At 44.1% G+C, this 13,842-nt stretch carries 14 protein-coding genes and 1 pseudogene; 6 read left to right on the forward strand and 9 right to left on the reverse strand.

The features are described from left to right. Positions 1 to 242: 242 nt before the first annotated feature. Positions 243 to 911: a TetR/AcrR family transcriptional regulator C-terminal domain-containing protein gene (locus P2A85_RS19700; RefSeq protein WP_377474924.1), complete on the forward strand. Its 669-nt coding sequence runs from the start codon at positions 243 to 245 to the stop codon at positions 909 to 911. Here P2A85_RS19700 and P2A85_RS19705 read toward each other — a convergent pair whose 3' ends face one another. From P2A85_RS19705 to P2A85_RS19720, 4 genes and pseudogenes are all read right to left on the reverse strand, one after another. Next, positions 912 to 1,325, reverse strand: coding sequence for a DUF1348 family protein (locus tag P2A85_RS19705; RefSeq protein ID WP_377474926.1), 414 nt, complete (start codon positions 1,323 to 1,325; stop codon positions 912 to 914). It abuts the gene before it with no gap. Between the two features lie 53 nt (positions 1,326 to 1,378). Beyond that, positions 1,379 to 2,047, reverse strand: coding sequence for a glutathione S-transferase (locus tag P2A85_RS19710; RefSeq protein WP_377474928.1), 669 nt, complete (start codon positions 2,045 to 2,047; stop codon positions 1,379 to 1,381). Next, positions 2,031 to 2,978: a rhodanese-related sulfurtransferase gene (locus P2A85_RS19715; RefSeq protein WP_377474930.1), complete on the reverse strand. Its 948-nt coding sequence runs from the start codon at positions 2,976 to 2,978 to the stop codon at positions 2,031 to 2,033. The genes P2A85_RS19710 and P2A85_RS19715 overlap by 17 nt, the downstream gene beginning before the upstream one ends. A 185-nt stretch (positions 2,979 to 3,163) precedes the next feature. Further along, positions 3,164 to 3,358: pseudogene (locus P2A85_RS19720) on the reverse strand (hypothetical protein); the annotation flags it as partial. A 255-nt stretch (positions 3,359 to 3,613) separates the two neighbouring features. Here P2A85_RS19720 and P2A85_RS19725 point away from each other — a divergent pair. From P2A85_RS19725 to P2A85_RS19745, 5 genes are all read left to right on the forward strand, one after another. Next, positions 3,614 to 4,852, forward strand: a complete 1,239-nt coding sequence (locus P2A85_RS19725; protein ID WP_377474932.1) for an RNA-guided endonuclease InsQ/TnpB family protein — start codon at positions 3,614 to 3,616, stop codon at positions 4,850 to 4,852. A 113-nt stretch (positions 4,853 to 4,965) separates the two neighbouring features. Next, a complete protein-coding gene (locus tag P2A85_RS19730) occupies positions 4,966 to 5,742 on the forward strand; it encodes a class II glutamine amidotransferase (protein ID WP_377474934.1) in 777 nt (258 codons plus the stop codon). 264 nt (positions 5,743 to 6,006) lie between these two features. Further along, positions 6,007 to 6,771 carry a phytanoyl-CoA dioxygenase family protein gene (locus P2A85_RS19735; protein WP_377474936.1) on the forward strand — a complete coding sequence of 255 codons (765 nt, stop codon included), beginning with the start codon at positions 6,007 to 6,009 and terminating at the stop codon, positions 6,769 to 6,771. Positions 6,772 to 6,911: 140 nt separating this feature from the next. Then, positions 6,912 to 8,261, forward strand: coding sequence for a condensation domain-containing protein (locus P2A85_RS19740; RefSeq protein WP_377474938.1), 1,350 nt, complete (start codon positions 6,912 to 6,914; stop codon positions 8,259 to 8,261). A 460-nt stretch (positions 8,262 to 8,721) separates the two neighbouring features. Then, positions 8,722 to 10,275: a radical SAM protein gene (locus P2A85_RS19745; RefSeq protein WP_377474940.1), complete on the forward strand. Its 1,554-nt coding sequence runs from the start codon at positions 8,722 to 8,724 to the stop codon at positions 10,273 to 10,275. Between the two features lie 70 nt (positions 10,276 to 10,345). Here the strand turns inward: P2A85_RS19745 and P2A85_RS19750 are convergent, their stop codons facing one another. From P2A85_RS19750 to P2A85_RS19770, 5 genes are all read right to left on the reverse strand, one after another. Next, on the reverse strand, positions 10,346 to 10,552 hold the full coding sequence (locus P2A85_RS19750) for a DUF4926 domain-containing protein (RefSeq protein WP_377474942.1): 207 nt from the start codon (positions 10,550 to 10,552) through the stop codon (positions 10,346 to 10,348). Between the two features lie 178 nt (positions 10,553 to 10,730). Continuing rightward, positions 10,731 to 11,015 (reverse strand): hypothetical protein, encoded by a 285-nt coding sequence (locus P2A85_RS19755; protein WP_377474944.1) that lies wholly within the window; start codon positions 11,013 to 11,015, stop codon positions 10,731 to 10,733. Positions 11,016 to 11,117: 102 nt separating this feature from the next. After that, complete coding sequence (locus P2A85_RS19760) at positions 11,118 to 11,378, reverse strand: S1 RNA-binding domain-containing protein (RefSeq protein ID WP_377474946.1); 261 nt, start codon at positions 11,376 to 11,378, stop codon at positions 11,118 to 11,120. A 256-nt stretch (positions 11,379 to 11,634) separates the two neighbouring features. Continuing rightward, the gene (locus tag P2A85_RS19765; RefSeq protein ID WP_377474948.1) at positions 11,635 to 12,330 is read right to left on the reverse strand and encodes a DUF4276 family protein; all 696 of its coding nucleotides are present in this window, start codon (positions 12,328 to 12,330) and stop codon (positions 11,635 to 11,637) included. After that, entirely contained in the window at positions 12,330 to 13,433 is a 1,104-nt protein-coding gene (locus P2A85_RS19770) for an AAA family ATPase (protein ID WP_377474950.1), read from the reverse strand. Before P2A85_RS19770 ends, P2A85_RS19765 begins: the two co-directional genes overlap by 1 nt. Positions 13,434 to 13,842: the final 409 nt, after the last annotated feature.

Raw genomic sequence — 13,842 nt, forward strand, 5'->3', positions numbered from 1 at the left:
ACTGTAAGTCTAACTTACGCCGTAAGTTTGTCAAGATCAATAGTAAACTTAGCGTTTAGAAAACGATAATTTTGTAGGGGTAGTGGATGGTGCGTGCCTACCCTCCTCTCCTCCACGATTTTGTATGTGTTTCAGGGATTGGGGCAACCACGGGGGGATTGCCCCTACAAGAGAATGAAACCCGCCCTGCTCTAGAAATGGGCTTTGTTTTGTCCGTTAGGAATCGATTTGAGAAGAATTAAATGGCTAAGACGATCGACTCAGATACCGCACCCCAAGTCCCTTTAAGTCGGGAACGAGTGCTGCGCGCGGCGATACGCATGGCTGACGAGGGTGGCATTGAGTCGCTCTCGATGCGGAAGCTGGCCCAGGAGTTGGGCGTTCAGGCGATGTCGCTGTATAACCACGTGGCGAACAAGGATGACATACTGGATGGCATCGTCGATATTGTTGCCAGCGAGATTGAGGTGCCGAATTTGGGTGTTGACTGGAAGACGGCCATGGGACGGCGGGCGACCTCAGCCCATGAGGTGCTGGTGCGTCACCCCTGGGCGACAATGGCGATCGTCTCACGGGCGAATGTGGGGCCGGCGATGTTGCGCTATGTGGATGGGACGCTGGGCTGTCTATGCGAGGCGGGCTTTTCGCTGGAGATGGCCGATCGCGTCTGGAATGCGATCGACAGTCACATCTATGGATTCACCCTTCAAGAGCTCAACTTTCCCTTCGAGGCGACGGAGTATTCCCAAGTGGCGCAAACCGGACTTTCACTCATCCCCGCTGACAAATACCCTTACCTCAACAGGCTCACGCATTACGTCATAGAGGGTCGTTATAACGGTATTCATGACTTCGAGTTCGGGCTTGAATTGCTCCTCAACGGCCTCGATAAATTTCGAGACAAGGTTTGATTATTTAAACTTCCGTTCAGACTCTTGAATTAGCACATCATTGATACTAGCTTCACGTCTTCGCATCAATCCATTTTCGGCAAATTCCCACTGTTCGTTACCATAGGCGCGATACCAATAACCAGAATCATCATGCCACTCATATTCAAAACGCACAGAAATCCGATTGTCAGTAAAACTCCATAGTTCTTTTTTCAAACGATAGTCTAATTCTTTTGCCCATTTGCGTTTTAAGAAAGCTGTGATTTCTGCTCTTCCACTGAAAAATTCGGCGCGATTTCGCCACTGTGAATCTTCGGTGTAAGCCAAGGCTACTCGTTCTGGATCGCGACTATTCCAAGCATCTTCTGCGGCTTGAACTTTTGCTTTAGCTGTTTCTAAGGTAAAAGGTGGTAGAGGTGGTTTAGTTTCCATTTTGATTTAGATAGAGGATATAGTACAAGTTACTCAGATAGAATGCACTTGGATTAAGGAAAAACAACGCATTCGTTACCAGATTCCCATTTCGGATATTTAGGCATAATCCGAGCGTAAATTTCGGAGTCTACAAACTCGGTTAACCAAGCCTGCAAGTGTGGCAAAGACTGTTGACTAAACCATCCTAAATCGGTATAAGCAAATTGACGAACAAAAGGGGCGATCGCCCTATCTGCCAACGCCACACGATTCCCAAACAAATATCTGGTCTCCCTCAACCGTGAGTTGAGTAATTCCAGATATAAATAACCTTCTGTTCGATGAACAATTGCATCAGTATTTTCATAACGATTCGGGTATTTATAACGGTCGAGATTATATTTAAAACCCCGATCGCATTTATCGATTAATTCCAGCATTTGCTCAACAGAACCTTGCTCTGGCGTTAACCATTGTTCAGGATCGTGTTGCTCCAGAGCCCAAAACATGATGTCAATACTTTCCTCTAATACCCGTCCATCGCGATCGACCAATACAGGCACAGTACCTTTGGGAGATACATCCAACATTTCCGGGGGTTTATCCCGCAAGACAACCTCCCGTAATTCACACACTATCCCGCTTGCAACCACAGCCAAGCGCGCCCGCATCGCATAGGGACAGCGGCGAAAAGAATACAAAATTGGGTAATTTGAAATACCTTCAGTTGGTGCTATCATCGGGTTTTTCCTGAGCATGATAACGCGCACCAATATGTTTTTGGTGGCGACTATTAGCCAACTCAATCTGACGTTGCCGTTCGGATAAACTTTGTTTTTGTGCTTCCGTTTTTGTACCATAGCAATGAGGACAACTCATCCCTAATACAAATAATTCCGAAGCTCGATCTTCCTGACTAATCGGGTGACGGCAAGCACGACAAAGTTCATAGTCACCGGGCTTTAATCCATGACCAACTGTCACACGTTCATCAAACACAAAACATTCGCCTTCCCAACGACTTTCTGCTTCCGGGACAGTTTCTAAATATTTTAAAATCCCGCCTTCTAGGTGATAGACTTCATCAAAACCTACCTGACGCAAAAATGCCGTAGATTTTTCACATCGAATCCCACCTGTGCAGAACATGGCTACCTTGGGTTTTTCCCGTAACGCAGTTTCTTTAAGTACCCATTCTGGTAATTCGGAAAAGCTTTTTGTTTTAGGATCGATCGCACCTTTAAAAGTCCCGATCGATACTTCGTAGTCATTACGCACATCAACCACGACAACATCAGGATCGTCAAGCAGTTTGTTCCACTCTTCGGGCTTGACATATTGACCAGCCATCTGGTTTGGATTAATATCAGGTACACCCATCGTGACAATTTCCCGCTTCAACCGTACCTTGAGGCGATAAAACGGTAATTTTTCTGAGTAGGATTCCTTGTGTACCAAATCCGCAAAACGGCTGTCACTTCGCAGGAATGCCAGCACTGCATAGATGCTTTCGGGTGTACCTGCGATCGTCCCATTGATGCCTTCTTGAGCAAGCAGAATAGTACCAACGACTTGATTTTCCTCGCAGCAGGCCAGCAGCGGTGCTCTGAACTCGGCAAAATCCGATAATTCAACGAACTTATATAATGCAGCGGTTAAGAATTCAGCCATCTATCTTAGTATTTATTGAAACTAAAAAAACAAATCACTCCTATCATCATATCATCCCAGGTCTGTGGTTAAGCCCTCTTTTTTAAACTAAATTTAATTTGACAAATCATTTTGGCGGGTTCTAATATTTTGAGGTAGTACGAGCGCAAATTCCGTACCTGCTTCTGGTGTAGACGTGCAAATCAGATCTCCTTGATGAGTCGATTGGCTAAGTCGTTAATGGCTTTTTGTCCGTTGCGGAATGATAAATATCCGGTTAAGCCTACGGCGGCAAAGATTTGTAGGACAAAGGGAACGATCAGGAGGGTTTGCAGGGATATTTTTCGGTTCGCTGGATTGGAAAAAGGAAGTTTCGTCAAAATTGTGGTCGGTTTTACCATGGGCTGTATATCGGAAGTTTTGCGATCGCAGAAATAGAGGATTATCGCCAACTAACTCGATCCTCTATTTAGTCATGATATGCTATTTATCTCCCAATACGATTGATTATCCCTAACTTTTATGACTTTTTGGGAAATTCTCGATTCTTGACCAAAAGAATGGGTACAAGCCCCGTCCTTCTAGGACGGCTTTAATTTCTTGCTGATTCTATCAGAGAGTTATAGTATAATAGAGTAAGTAAATAGCCAGCAAAAATGAAAGCAAGGTATCGCTACAGATTCTATCCAACCGACCAGCAAAAACAGAGCCTAGCTCAGTTGTTTGGCTGTGTTCGAGTAGTCTGGAACGATGCGATTGCACTGTGCAAACAGTCCGAAAAGAAGCCCAAATCAGCAGAGCTTCAAAAAGTAGTCATCACTCAAGCAAAGCAGACTGAAGAAAGAGCATGGTTAGGCGAAGTTTCATGTGTTCCTTTGCAGCAATCCGTAGCGGATTTGGAGACAGCATTTAAGAATTTTTTCGATTCTTGTAAAGGAAAAAGAAAAGGACGAAAAGTAGGCTACCCCAAGTTCAAGAAAAGGACTAGCAGTCAATCAGCACGGTTTAGAATAGGTGGTTTTTCTCTGAAAGGAGATGAGGTTTATTTAGCAAAGATCGGCAATGTTAAACCAATTTGGTCTAGGGAGTTACCGTCAGCACCTAGCTCTGTAACGGTCATCAAAGACTGTGCTAACCGTTATTTTATAAGCTTTGTTGTAGAAATTGAACCTATTCAACAAGATGCCAAAAACCCAAGCATCGGGATTGATTTGGGTATCAAAACTTTTGCGGTGATGAGTGATGGCGAGCGAGCGGAAAGTCCTAACTACAAAGCTCTCGATCGAAAAATTCGCAAACTTCAGAAAAAGTTAGCGCGTCAACCTAAAGACTCAAAACGCAGGTATAAAACCCGCATTCAAATTGCTAAGCTACACAATCAGATTGCCGACACCCGTAAAGATTTTCTACACAAATTGTCCACCAAGGTTGTGAGTGAAAACCAAACCATTGTCTTGGAAGATTTAAATGTGTCAGGAATGGTCAAAAACCGCAAGCTTGCTAGAGCAATAAGTCTGCAAGGATGGCGTGAATTTAGGGTTTTGTGTGAAGCTAAATGTGATAAGTTTGGGCGTGAATTTAGGGTAATTAGTCGGTGGGAGCCAACAAGTCAAATCTGCTCAGATTGTGGGTTTAAGTGGGGGAAATTAGACCTTTCGATTCGAGAACTAATTTGCCTCAATTGTGGCACACATCAAGACAGAGACGAGAACGCAGCCAAGAATATACAGAAAGTCGGGATTGGGCATAGCCACGACTCTAAACGGACGCAGAGACAGAGTAAGACTACTCCGGTAGCATCAGTCGGTGAAGCGTCAAGAATCACCGCACTTGTGACGGGCGGTGAGTATGTCAATACTATAATACTATCATTGTCAGTCCGTAGCGACCAATAGCTGCGACATCAATCAACATCTCCCATAATTCCTCTGGAACAGACCTCAACAACCTGTTCTTGACTATCTTTGTGGGAGACATCAATATTCCTAACTTCCTAAAATTAACCGTTATGTGCCAATTACTAGGAATGAACTGTAATGTTCCCACAGATATTTGCTTTTCTTTTGAAGGTTTTTCTGCCAGGGGTGGCAAAACTGACATTCATCAAGATGGTTGGGGAATCGCTTTCTTTGAAGGTTTAGGATGCCGCATTTTTATAGATTCTAAACCAGCCATTAGTTCTCCAGTGGCTGATTTAGTGCGTCGCTATCCCATTCATTCAACTAACGTGATTGCTCACATCCGTAAAGCTACTCAAGGTGATATTGTTCTGGAAAATTGCCATCCTTTTGGGCGGGAACTTTGGGGGCGCTATTGGGTGTTTGCTCACAACGGAAATCTGGAAAATTTCAATCCTGAAAGTGCTCGGTTTTACAAGCCTGTGGGTAAAACTGACAGTGAAAAAGCGTTTTGTTTGATATTGGAAAAATTGCGATCGACTTTTCCTGAATATAAGCCGGATTTAACTGAACTTTATCCGGTCTTGAATGAAATTACTAAAACTTTAGCAGAGTACGGAATTTTTAATTATTTACTTTCCGATGGAGAACATTTGTTTGTGCATTGTTCTACCAACCTGCATTATATTGTGAGACAAGCACCTTTTGCTAGCGCCCACTCGATCGATGAGGATGTGACGGTGGATTTTCGGGAATTGACCAACGAGGGCGATCGCGTGGCGGTAATTGCTACTTTACCACTTACGGATAATGAAGTTTGGACGAAGATTCAGCCGGGAGAATTGCTGGTATTTCATGAGGGTTTACCAATCAATTTTGAAAGATAAATGGCCTACCAGATTTAGTTTTGTAAATAGGTGAGGGGCGATCGCCTTTGGATAATATCATGACTATAGGTCTGTTTGCACTTGTGGGCGATCGCAGAATTCTACATACTAGGTTAAAATCCGTTTGATTAGTTTGGGATACTCAGTTAGTTTATCGATTGCACAATTTCCTCTATTTCTGTATTACGGGAAAATAGTTGGTTGTAGAAGAGTTGCTGATTTGCTTGTATAATGGCAATACCGTAATTGAAAGGAAATTAGATTATGCAGGATGTTGCATCCCTAGGAAAAGAGATTGTTCGAGGCAAAGGCTATGTTTTATTGCCAGAACTATTCACGCCTAGGGAAATTTCGGAAGCTAGATTGCACGTTCTCAACCTTGCCACAGAAGAGCCAGCAGGACGCTTTTTGAAGACGGGTGAGCGATCGCGGCTATACAGATTGCTGGAGGAAGCAGCAATTTTTGAGCAAATGGTACAGCATCCACGAGTTATTGAAGTTGCCGAGGCGATTCTGGGAAGCGATATGACCCTTGGGGGCTTCTCTGCCCATATCCTCTATCCAGGTGCTAGCAATATGGGAGCACACGTCGATTATCCCTACTTCACCATGACTCCTCCCTATCCAGCAACACCCGTGATGGAAGTTCAAGCAATCTGGATGATGGAAGACTTTACAGAAACCAACGGTGCTCCTTTGTTTGCAGCAGATACCCAGAAGCTGTGCCAATTTCCCGACTCCAAAAAGTTTTCGGAATTAGCCCAGAAAGTCACTGGAAAAGCAGGATCGGTTGTTCTTTCCCACGGTCTTTCTTGGCACGATACATCAATGAATCAATCAGACCAGCCGCGTGTTTCGGTACTGGGAAATTACAATCCAAAATTTATCCGACCATTGGAAAACCCAGCTCAGTATCTGTCGCCAACTTTCCTAGAGCAAGCCAGCCCAAAACTGAAACAGTTACTAGGTTACGAGTTTCACACTGCTATTTTCAAGGATGTGGAAAGATTGAAGTTACTCGGCGATTGAAATCGCTTCTACAATATTTTTTGAGTGTCTATTGACAGAAAATCAAATATCCGGTAAATTGGCAAAAAAGTAGGTGGCAGTCGGATAACCTTAGGCTGCCAAATTAGAAGTATCTGTTATTCCAACTAAAAGACATTGATATGGTTAACTTCAGTCGTAGACTCGGTTTAGTTGAAGAACTGTATGAAACACTGCATTCTATGGGTGCGGAGATCTATGTGAATATTGCTAGCATTCAGGGAAGACTTTCTTTGGATGTACTTAAAGCTGCTATTGACTTACTTCAGAAACGACACCCTCTCCTACAAGTTCATCTTCAGAAATCAGATGATGGTTTTTACTTTTGTGCGGATGGTACACTAGCAATTCCCTTGAGAACCATCGATCGCCAACAGGAGCAACAGTGGCTGGAAATTGCTGAAGATGAGATGCTACAAAAATTTTCTGGTGAATTTGAACCCCTGTGTAGAATTACACTCTTACAAACGTCTGAGCAACTGGGCAGTAATGAACTAATCGTTACTTTTCATCATGCAATCGCCGATGGGATCTCGGTACTCCATTTAATGCACGATCTGTTGTCTTACTATCAGCAATTAGTTGAAGGAATCCCGATCGCCCCGATAGACACGCTACCAATGCTGCCACCGTTGGATCGATTGCTTGAAACCTGTCTGTCTGAGGCGGATGCTGCCGATCGCACTCAAGTTACACCGAAACCGACAAGTCCATCCCCTATACTGATTGTTGAGCAAACAGCTCCTGTTGGCGATCGGCAGACTCGTTTAATCACTCGCGAGTTTAACCAACTCCTAATGTCGCAGCTCAAAAGTCGGTGCCGCGATGAACAGACAACAGTTCATGGAGCATTATGTGCTGCCATGATATTAGCTAGTGTTAAAGAACTTTCATCTGAAGTACCAGTTCTCGTCTCCTGTGGCTCCAGTGTTAATTTGAGAGCATCATGCTTTCCTTTAGTAGAGCCTAGCCATCTAGGTTGTTTTGCCTCTTACGTCACAACAACTCATCACGCTGAGCAGAATACTCATTTCTGGAAACTTGCTCGTGAATGTCAGTCCGAGATCTATCAGTTAGTTAGTCGTAAAGTTCCACACCGCCTAGCGTCTAATCGAGAGTTGATCCACAAATATCAAGCCTCTTTTTTGGCTCAACTAGCTGAACACAATATGGGGCGAATTACAACTACCCATATTTCTAATTTGGGTCAGTTTGATTACTCAAAATCCTACGGATCGATCCGACTGGAATCATTTCATTTTGCGGCTGGGCAGAATTTGGTGGGAACTTGTTTTTGGCTGGGTGCAGTGACTGTTCATCAAAAACTATTTTGTACCTTCACTTATATCGATCCTCTACTTAGCAGGAAAACGGCTGAATCACTTGCTGATTCTGTAATCACGTTCTTAGATAGCGCAGTTTCTTCGCCCTTAATGCAAAGTCCCCAAAAATCAGTATTGGAGTCGATTTGAGTTCAGAAACCGGGTTTTTGGATTTGGCGCGGGGTTCAGAAACCGGGTTTCTTTACTAGATGCGATCGCCGATAATAATCTTAAATTGTACCTGAAATTTATAGATATCGGATAGGAACACAGCAGGAGGGCAATTGCTTCTACTTACGCAGCAAAACTATTAACCAGTCTAACTGTAGGCCTATCTGCACTTGTGGGCGATCGCAAATAACTTCCAGGTAGCGTCGCAACTGCTACAGTATTTCCCAACAAATCGAAAAACTAAATGATTAAGAAAATAGTCAATTTGACTCATCTCATCTAGATTAGTCTATTTTTATGCTATCGTCTGATTTGATTAAAGAGTAGCTCACCGACTTGTGCTACCGTCTAGGGGTTGCGATTGGCTTCCCTAGTGTCGCAGGCGATCGCGAGCCGGAAAAAATCCCATCCTATAATCCCACATTCCCAATCCTCAATCATGATAGCTAAAAACTCTCCCACAATTGGACTGATTGAACCTCCAGCAACAGGGCTATACGATGCAGAAGGCAAAAATTGGACTTCTTTATACAGACATCGTTCCTTAATCAGCAAGCAAGTTTTGATTCCTGACTTGCAAGCTGGGGGATTTGATGCCCGATTGGTCAACCTCAGAGATGATTATTATAGTGAAGAATTTGGAGAGGTTTTCTGGAAAGGGATGACCCTGCGGAAAACTTACGTTGGGGGCAAAATTTCCGCTCTCGATCCCCTGGCCTTCGATGCTTGGGGCATTACAGTGAATTTCTCCCAAGACCGTCAAGTCACTTGTATGGTGATTGAGCATCTGGCTAAGGGAGGTCGTCCCATTGTCGTTGGTGGGTCGGATGCTTTCGCTGAACCGCACCACTACTTGAAAGCTGGCGCCGCAGCAGTCGTTCAGGATAAATCCGGGGCAGCGAATTGGGCTATTTTTGACTATGTACTCGGAAAAACCCCACGAGAAGAACTCACGGGTGTCATTCTCGCAAATGGTAAACAGTATCCCAGGAAGGCTAAAGCCAAAAGTCCAGAGGAGTGGGCGCTACCTTCAGTGGAAGTGGCGCGGGAATGTTTAGGGACACTCCCCAATGTCCAGGGATCTGTACCTGTTGGTTCGTTGGTTGCTGACATTGGTTGCGATCGCACCTGCGATTTTTGCATGACACCCACCTACGGCACTGGCTTTCGGAGAATGACCCCACAAACATCCCTCAAATGGTTGGCGATTCAGAAAGAAGCGGGGGCTCGATCGATCAATATCGGTTCCGATCAATTCCTCGCCCGCGGACTCTTTCCCGAGGGGCGACAAGAGATCCTCGACATTACCAATGGTGCGCGGGAGATGGGAATAACTCTCATGTGGCCGAATGGTTTGGAACTGAGGAAAACAACTCTGGGCGCTGGGCGTAACTACGAAAGCAGCGACCTCAGACCTGACGAAGAACTGATTGAAGCACTGTTTGGCTGGGATGGCAAAGTCGGTTGTCCTTTGGCTTATATCCCTGCCGAACGTCCCGTTTTTGGACGAGAAGCCTACAAGAAGCTCGTGCCGTGGCAAGAACATTGTACGTTGATGAAATCTGTAGTCAGAACTGGTGTACCTGTGATTGCTTATGGCATCATTATCGGGCTACCAGATGATGACCATGAGGACTTGTTACGTCTTGAAGAAGCGATCTCAGAACTGGTGGATCAACTGGTAGAGATTAACCCCAATTTGGAATTTCAAACTTCGTGCTACAGCATTATTCCCTTGCCCGGAACTCCGCAATCTTTTAACTTACGCAAGACAGGAATGCTACAGTTTGAAGACACCTGTCTTTGGGGGGTATGGACAACTACTTCCAATACTAATCACCTTACCTACGAGCAGGTTTCCGATTGGCAAATTCGTCTATCTAATATTCGGAGATCTCCGTCTGAATTTACCAACTATAACGGCGAATATTCAGGTATGGTTAGTGACGCTTCCTCCGACGACTCAAAGGTTGTGTTGGCAAATTTGAACTAAACACCGGTCGCCCCAAACCCGGTTTCTCGGATGGTGTGGTGGGTTTCAGAAACCGGGTTTCTATGACAATTTACATTGCGGGCGATCGCAAATAACTTCCAGGTAGCGTCGCAAATGCTACAGTGTTTCCCAACAAATCGAAGAACTCAACGCTATAACCTGTTTCTAGCTCTTCAACGTAATGCTGTTCTACAACTGTACCGATATCGCCAGCATAAAGTCCTTCTTCAAAAATGTTGCATAGCAAGATGACATCTGAATAAAGTTGATAATTCATAATTCTTCTGATTCGGGAAATTGTTGCTCGTATTGGGTTAGAATTTCTCGAACTGTTTCGGCTGGGATATCTGATAAATCTGATTTAGAATAGATAGTCACCAAAACGATAGCGTTTGGCTAAAGTTCGCAAGTCTCTTTGAAATCGGGGGGTGAGTTCAATTGCGATCGGTTGTGGATCAATTGTCATCGATTCCATCCCACATTTGAGACAAAGGGAGAGTTTGTCCGGTAATTGCCTCATGGAACCCTTGCTGAATCCCTTCGAGGACTGTTTCAATGGGGTCATCATCGCGATCGATGTCAGTATCTTGACGAATTTCTTGTTGCAGTTCTTTGAAGCGTCCTTTATAGATATCTTCCCATTTATCGGACTGCAAGAATTTGATGAAAGCTAAGACTTCTTGTTGCTGTTCTGGCGATAAGACCTTCACATTTTCCAAAATGGTTTGTTCGACGGTCATAATTATCCCTTTTTTTTGATTGCTATTTTACAATCTAGTAACAATATTATATCAAACGGGTGGGGTCAACAGCAATTCAAAGTTTGATAAATTACTAGGAAACTACTGCAAAATCCGTACTTGTTGGCGATCGTCTTTAGTATAGCCAATGACAACAGCACCAACAGGTGAACCAAGATCGGGATACATTTCTGGTGTCATCGAGCCGTTATCGAGAAAGTCGGAAATTTGAATAAATCCTTTTACCTTTGCATCTCCAAGATTGACAAACACTCCAAAAGGTGCATGAAATTCAACCTTGCCGTATATGAGTTTTCCAAGTGGATACTTGGACTCGATAGAGTTCCAAAATTCTTGATTCATAGTCAACTATTGCTGTTTTAGGATTCTAGGAAACTGATTCAAAATGGGAAAAAGATTGTGCGGGATTGCTAGTTCAATACTTGGGCCTCCCTGATAGAATCTTTCCAGTGGCTTAAATGTTATCTCGTAGGTTTGGTTGTCTATTATCACCTCCAATATTCCTTAATCCAAACGTGGCTGCGATCGATAATAGCAAGGGGGCGATCGATACAAAGCATCCCTCGATCGTCAATTTTTCCAGTTGTTTCAATCGCTTTCATATAATCCCTTCCCCATTTAAAGATTCAAGCCGTGACAGCCATTTGTTGAAGTGAGAGCATTTACTCCGAATTACTTGCAATCCAATTCGTTCAGCTAATTGTGGTCCAAAAGCAGATTTTGCTTTTCCGTAATCGGGAAACTGCGCGATGATACGCTTGCTAGGTGCTGTTTGCTGCCCATCGTTGATTAACTCAGGTGTTTGATATTGACTAGCAATAGCTTGGAGAGCTTCAATCTCTTTTGTCCGTCCAGCATCAAGGTACTCAAAACACGTTGGATCGGAAAAGAGATATGCCTCATATTCATGTAACTGAATGTAAGGAATGAATCGACGATCGCCAATATCCTCTGCAAAGCATTGCTCTAAAAATTCAACTCGCTGTAGTGGATCTTGGCGCAGCTTTTCTGACTCAGCTAAGCCTGGAAAATCAGGATGAATAGCATACAAATCAATCATGGTAGTGAAGAAGGCATCAGAATTGCTATCTTCCTTGAGCGATCGCAGGATGTCGTCTTTCATAGGGGCGTAATTGCGTCCACCACCGCGATGTACTTGACCTTTTTTTCTAGCATGAGCAATTAGCCGAGGACGGTTCATAAACACATCATGGTGAGCTAAATGTGGTTTGATCGAAATGTCAGCGAATGTTTGCTCGGTTTGTCCTTCGGCAAATAAGTAAAGGCGCACCATTAATGGGGACCTCCCCCGATAATATTTTTCTCCCAAACTTCTCCCAAGCTATACTCGTCGAGCCATGCGTCTAATTTTGTAGGATTTAACCTCTTAAATTGCGACTCCTTACCTTCTCGGTTCACCGCAATTACATCTTCAGGATCGAAATTATCCAAGAAAGAACTAGATTGAGTGCTAATGAGAATTTGTGTATGGAGTGCAGCCTTACTAAACAAAGCAGCAACAACATTTAAGGCATAGGGGTGAAGCCCCAATTCCGGCTCATCAACAACAATGAGTTCTGGCAGTTCATCTTCTGGCTGTAAGAGCAGCGTAGCAAGGCATATAGCACGCAAAGTACCATCTGAAAATTGATGTGGTCCAAAGACTCGATCGGACTCCTTTTCTCGCCAGTTGAGAATGACGCGATTAGATACATCTGGTTCAAGAACAAAATCATCGAAAAAAGGTGCAATAAGACGGATTGTTCCGATAATGCGCTGATAAGCTGCACCTCCATTCTCTTTACGAAATCTCAGAAGTAATGCAGCTAGATTTCCAGCATCCGACTTTAACCATCGATCGTCGCCAACATAACAAGATTGACGCACATCTGCTGTAGACGATGTGTCGTGAAAGTGATACACACGGCAACGATTGAGTAAGTATCTAAGCGTCTTAGCCGTTTGCTTGCCTTCCTCTGCGGCTTTGATGATTTGTGTTTCCTGATGTCCTGCACCGAGTTCGTCAGTTCTAGGGGATACCCGACCTCTTTGCAGAAAACTTAAGGTTTCCTCGGCAAAAATCAGCGTATCAGCAGCGGCATGAAATAGCCGTATGTGATAGGCATCTACCCCATTATCAACCTCGAATTCCAGCTTTGCTTCTATCTGGGGCGTTATCTTAGGTCCAAAGTGCAAGAGAGATTGGGCACTCCCTGACCTGGCAATGTATAGTTGAAAGCGTCCAGCCATCATCTCATTGAGCATCTTGAAAAACGAGATCAGATTGCTTTTGCCAGCCCCATTTGCTCCAATCAGAATATTTAGGGGATGCAACTCAAGATCCATTGCCTTAATAGACTTAAATCCATTGAGGGTTAATCTTTGTAGCCTATTCAAAAGTCAGTCTCCTAAGTCTGTGATGGTGTGTTTGCTTCTGATATTGATTAATAGAGGAATAGGCAATTACTGCTGAGTAACAGCCATTACCCATTCCTCATTTTAAACCCTAGCTACCCCCAATCCGAGCAACATAGCGAGTAATCGGTAGGGTGCGTCAGGCAAAAACCTGAAAATACGCCCGAAAATCTTGATGTCTGACAGACCCTACATAGCCTTTAAGCATTGTCAGCGATCGCGCGGATTCGTTGAGTCGCATAGTCTCTGTGACCACTGAGGTGGGCGATCGCCTCCCCGCGATTGTACAACGTACCAAATAAGTCGAAAATTCCCAAACCTTGATGTTTGATTTGATACGAAATCGGTTGTCCGGTCGTTACTAAACGCGCCCAATGCTCGCAATTCCAGC

Origin of the sequence: Microcoleus anatoxicus, from assembly GCF_042465725.1 — a bacterium.
Lineage (GTDB): Bacteria > Cyanobacteriota > Cyanobacteriia > Cyanobacteriales > Microcoleaceae > Microcoleus > Microcoleus anatoxicus.

Bases quoted from the DNA above. Each gene is read 5' to 3' on its own strand.
- P2A85_RS19700 (WP_377474924.1), top strand. From the start codon at position 243: ATGGCTAAGACGATCGACTCAGATACCGCACCCCAAGTCCCTTTAAGT.
- P2A85_RS19705 (WP_377474926.1), bottom strand. From the start codon at position 1,325: ATGGAAACTAAACCACCTCTACCACCTTTTACCTTAGAAACAGCTAAA.
- P2A85_RS19710 (WP_377474928.1), bottom strand. From the start codon at position 2,047: ATGATAGCACCAACTGAAGGTATTTCAAATTACCCAATTTTGTATTCT.
- P2A85_RS19715 (WP_377474930.1), bottom strand. From the start codon at position 2,978: ATGGCTGAATTCTTAACCGCTGCATTATATAAGTTCGTTGAATTATCG.
- P2A85_RS19725 (WP_377474932.1), top strand. From the start codon at position 3,614: ATGAAAGCAAGGTATCGCTACAGATTCTATCCAACCGACCAGCAAAAA.
- P2A85_RS19730 (WP_377474934.1), top strand. From the start codon at position 4,966: ATGTGCCAATTACTAGGAATGAACTGTAATGTTCCCACAGATATTTGC.
- P2A85_RS19735 (WP_377474936.1), top strand. From the start codon at position 6,007: ATGCAGGATGTTGCATCCCTAGGAAAAGAGATTGTTCGAGGCAAAGGC.
- P2A85_RS19740 (WP_377474938.1), top strand. From the start codon at position 6,912: ATGGTTAACTTCAGTCGTAGACTCGGTTTAGTTGAAGAACTGTATGAA.
- P2A85_RS19745 (WP_377474940.1), top strand. From the start codon at position 8,722: ATGATAGCTAAAAACTCTCCCACAATTGGACTGATTGAACCTCCAGCA.
- P2A85_RS19750 (WP_377474942.1), bottom strand. From the start codon at position 10,552: ATGAATTATCAACTTTATTCAGATGTCATCTTGCTATGCAACATTTTT.
- P2A85_RS19755 (WP_377474944.1), bottom strand. From the start codon at position 11,015: ATGACCGTCGAACAAACCATTTTGGAAAATGTGAAGGTCTTATCGCCA.
- P2A85_RS19760 (WP_377474946.1), bottom strand. From the start codon at position 11,378: ATGAATCAAGAATTTTGGAACTCTATCGAGTCCAAGTATCCACTTGGA.
- P2A85_RS19765 (WP_377474948.1), bottom strand. From the start codon at position 12,330: ATGGTGCGCCTTTACTTATTTGCCGAAGGACAAACCGAGCAAACATTC.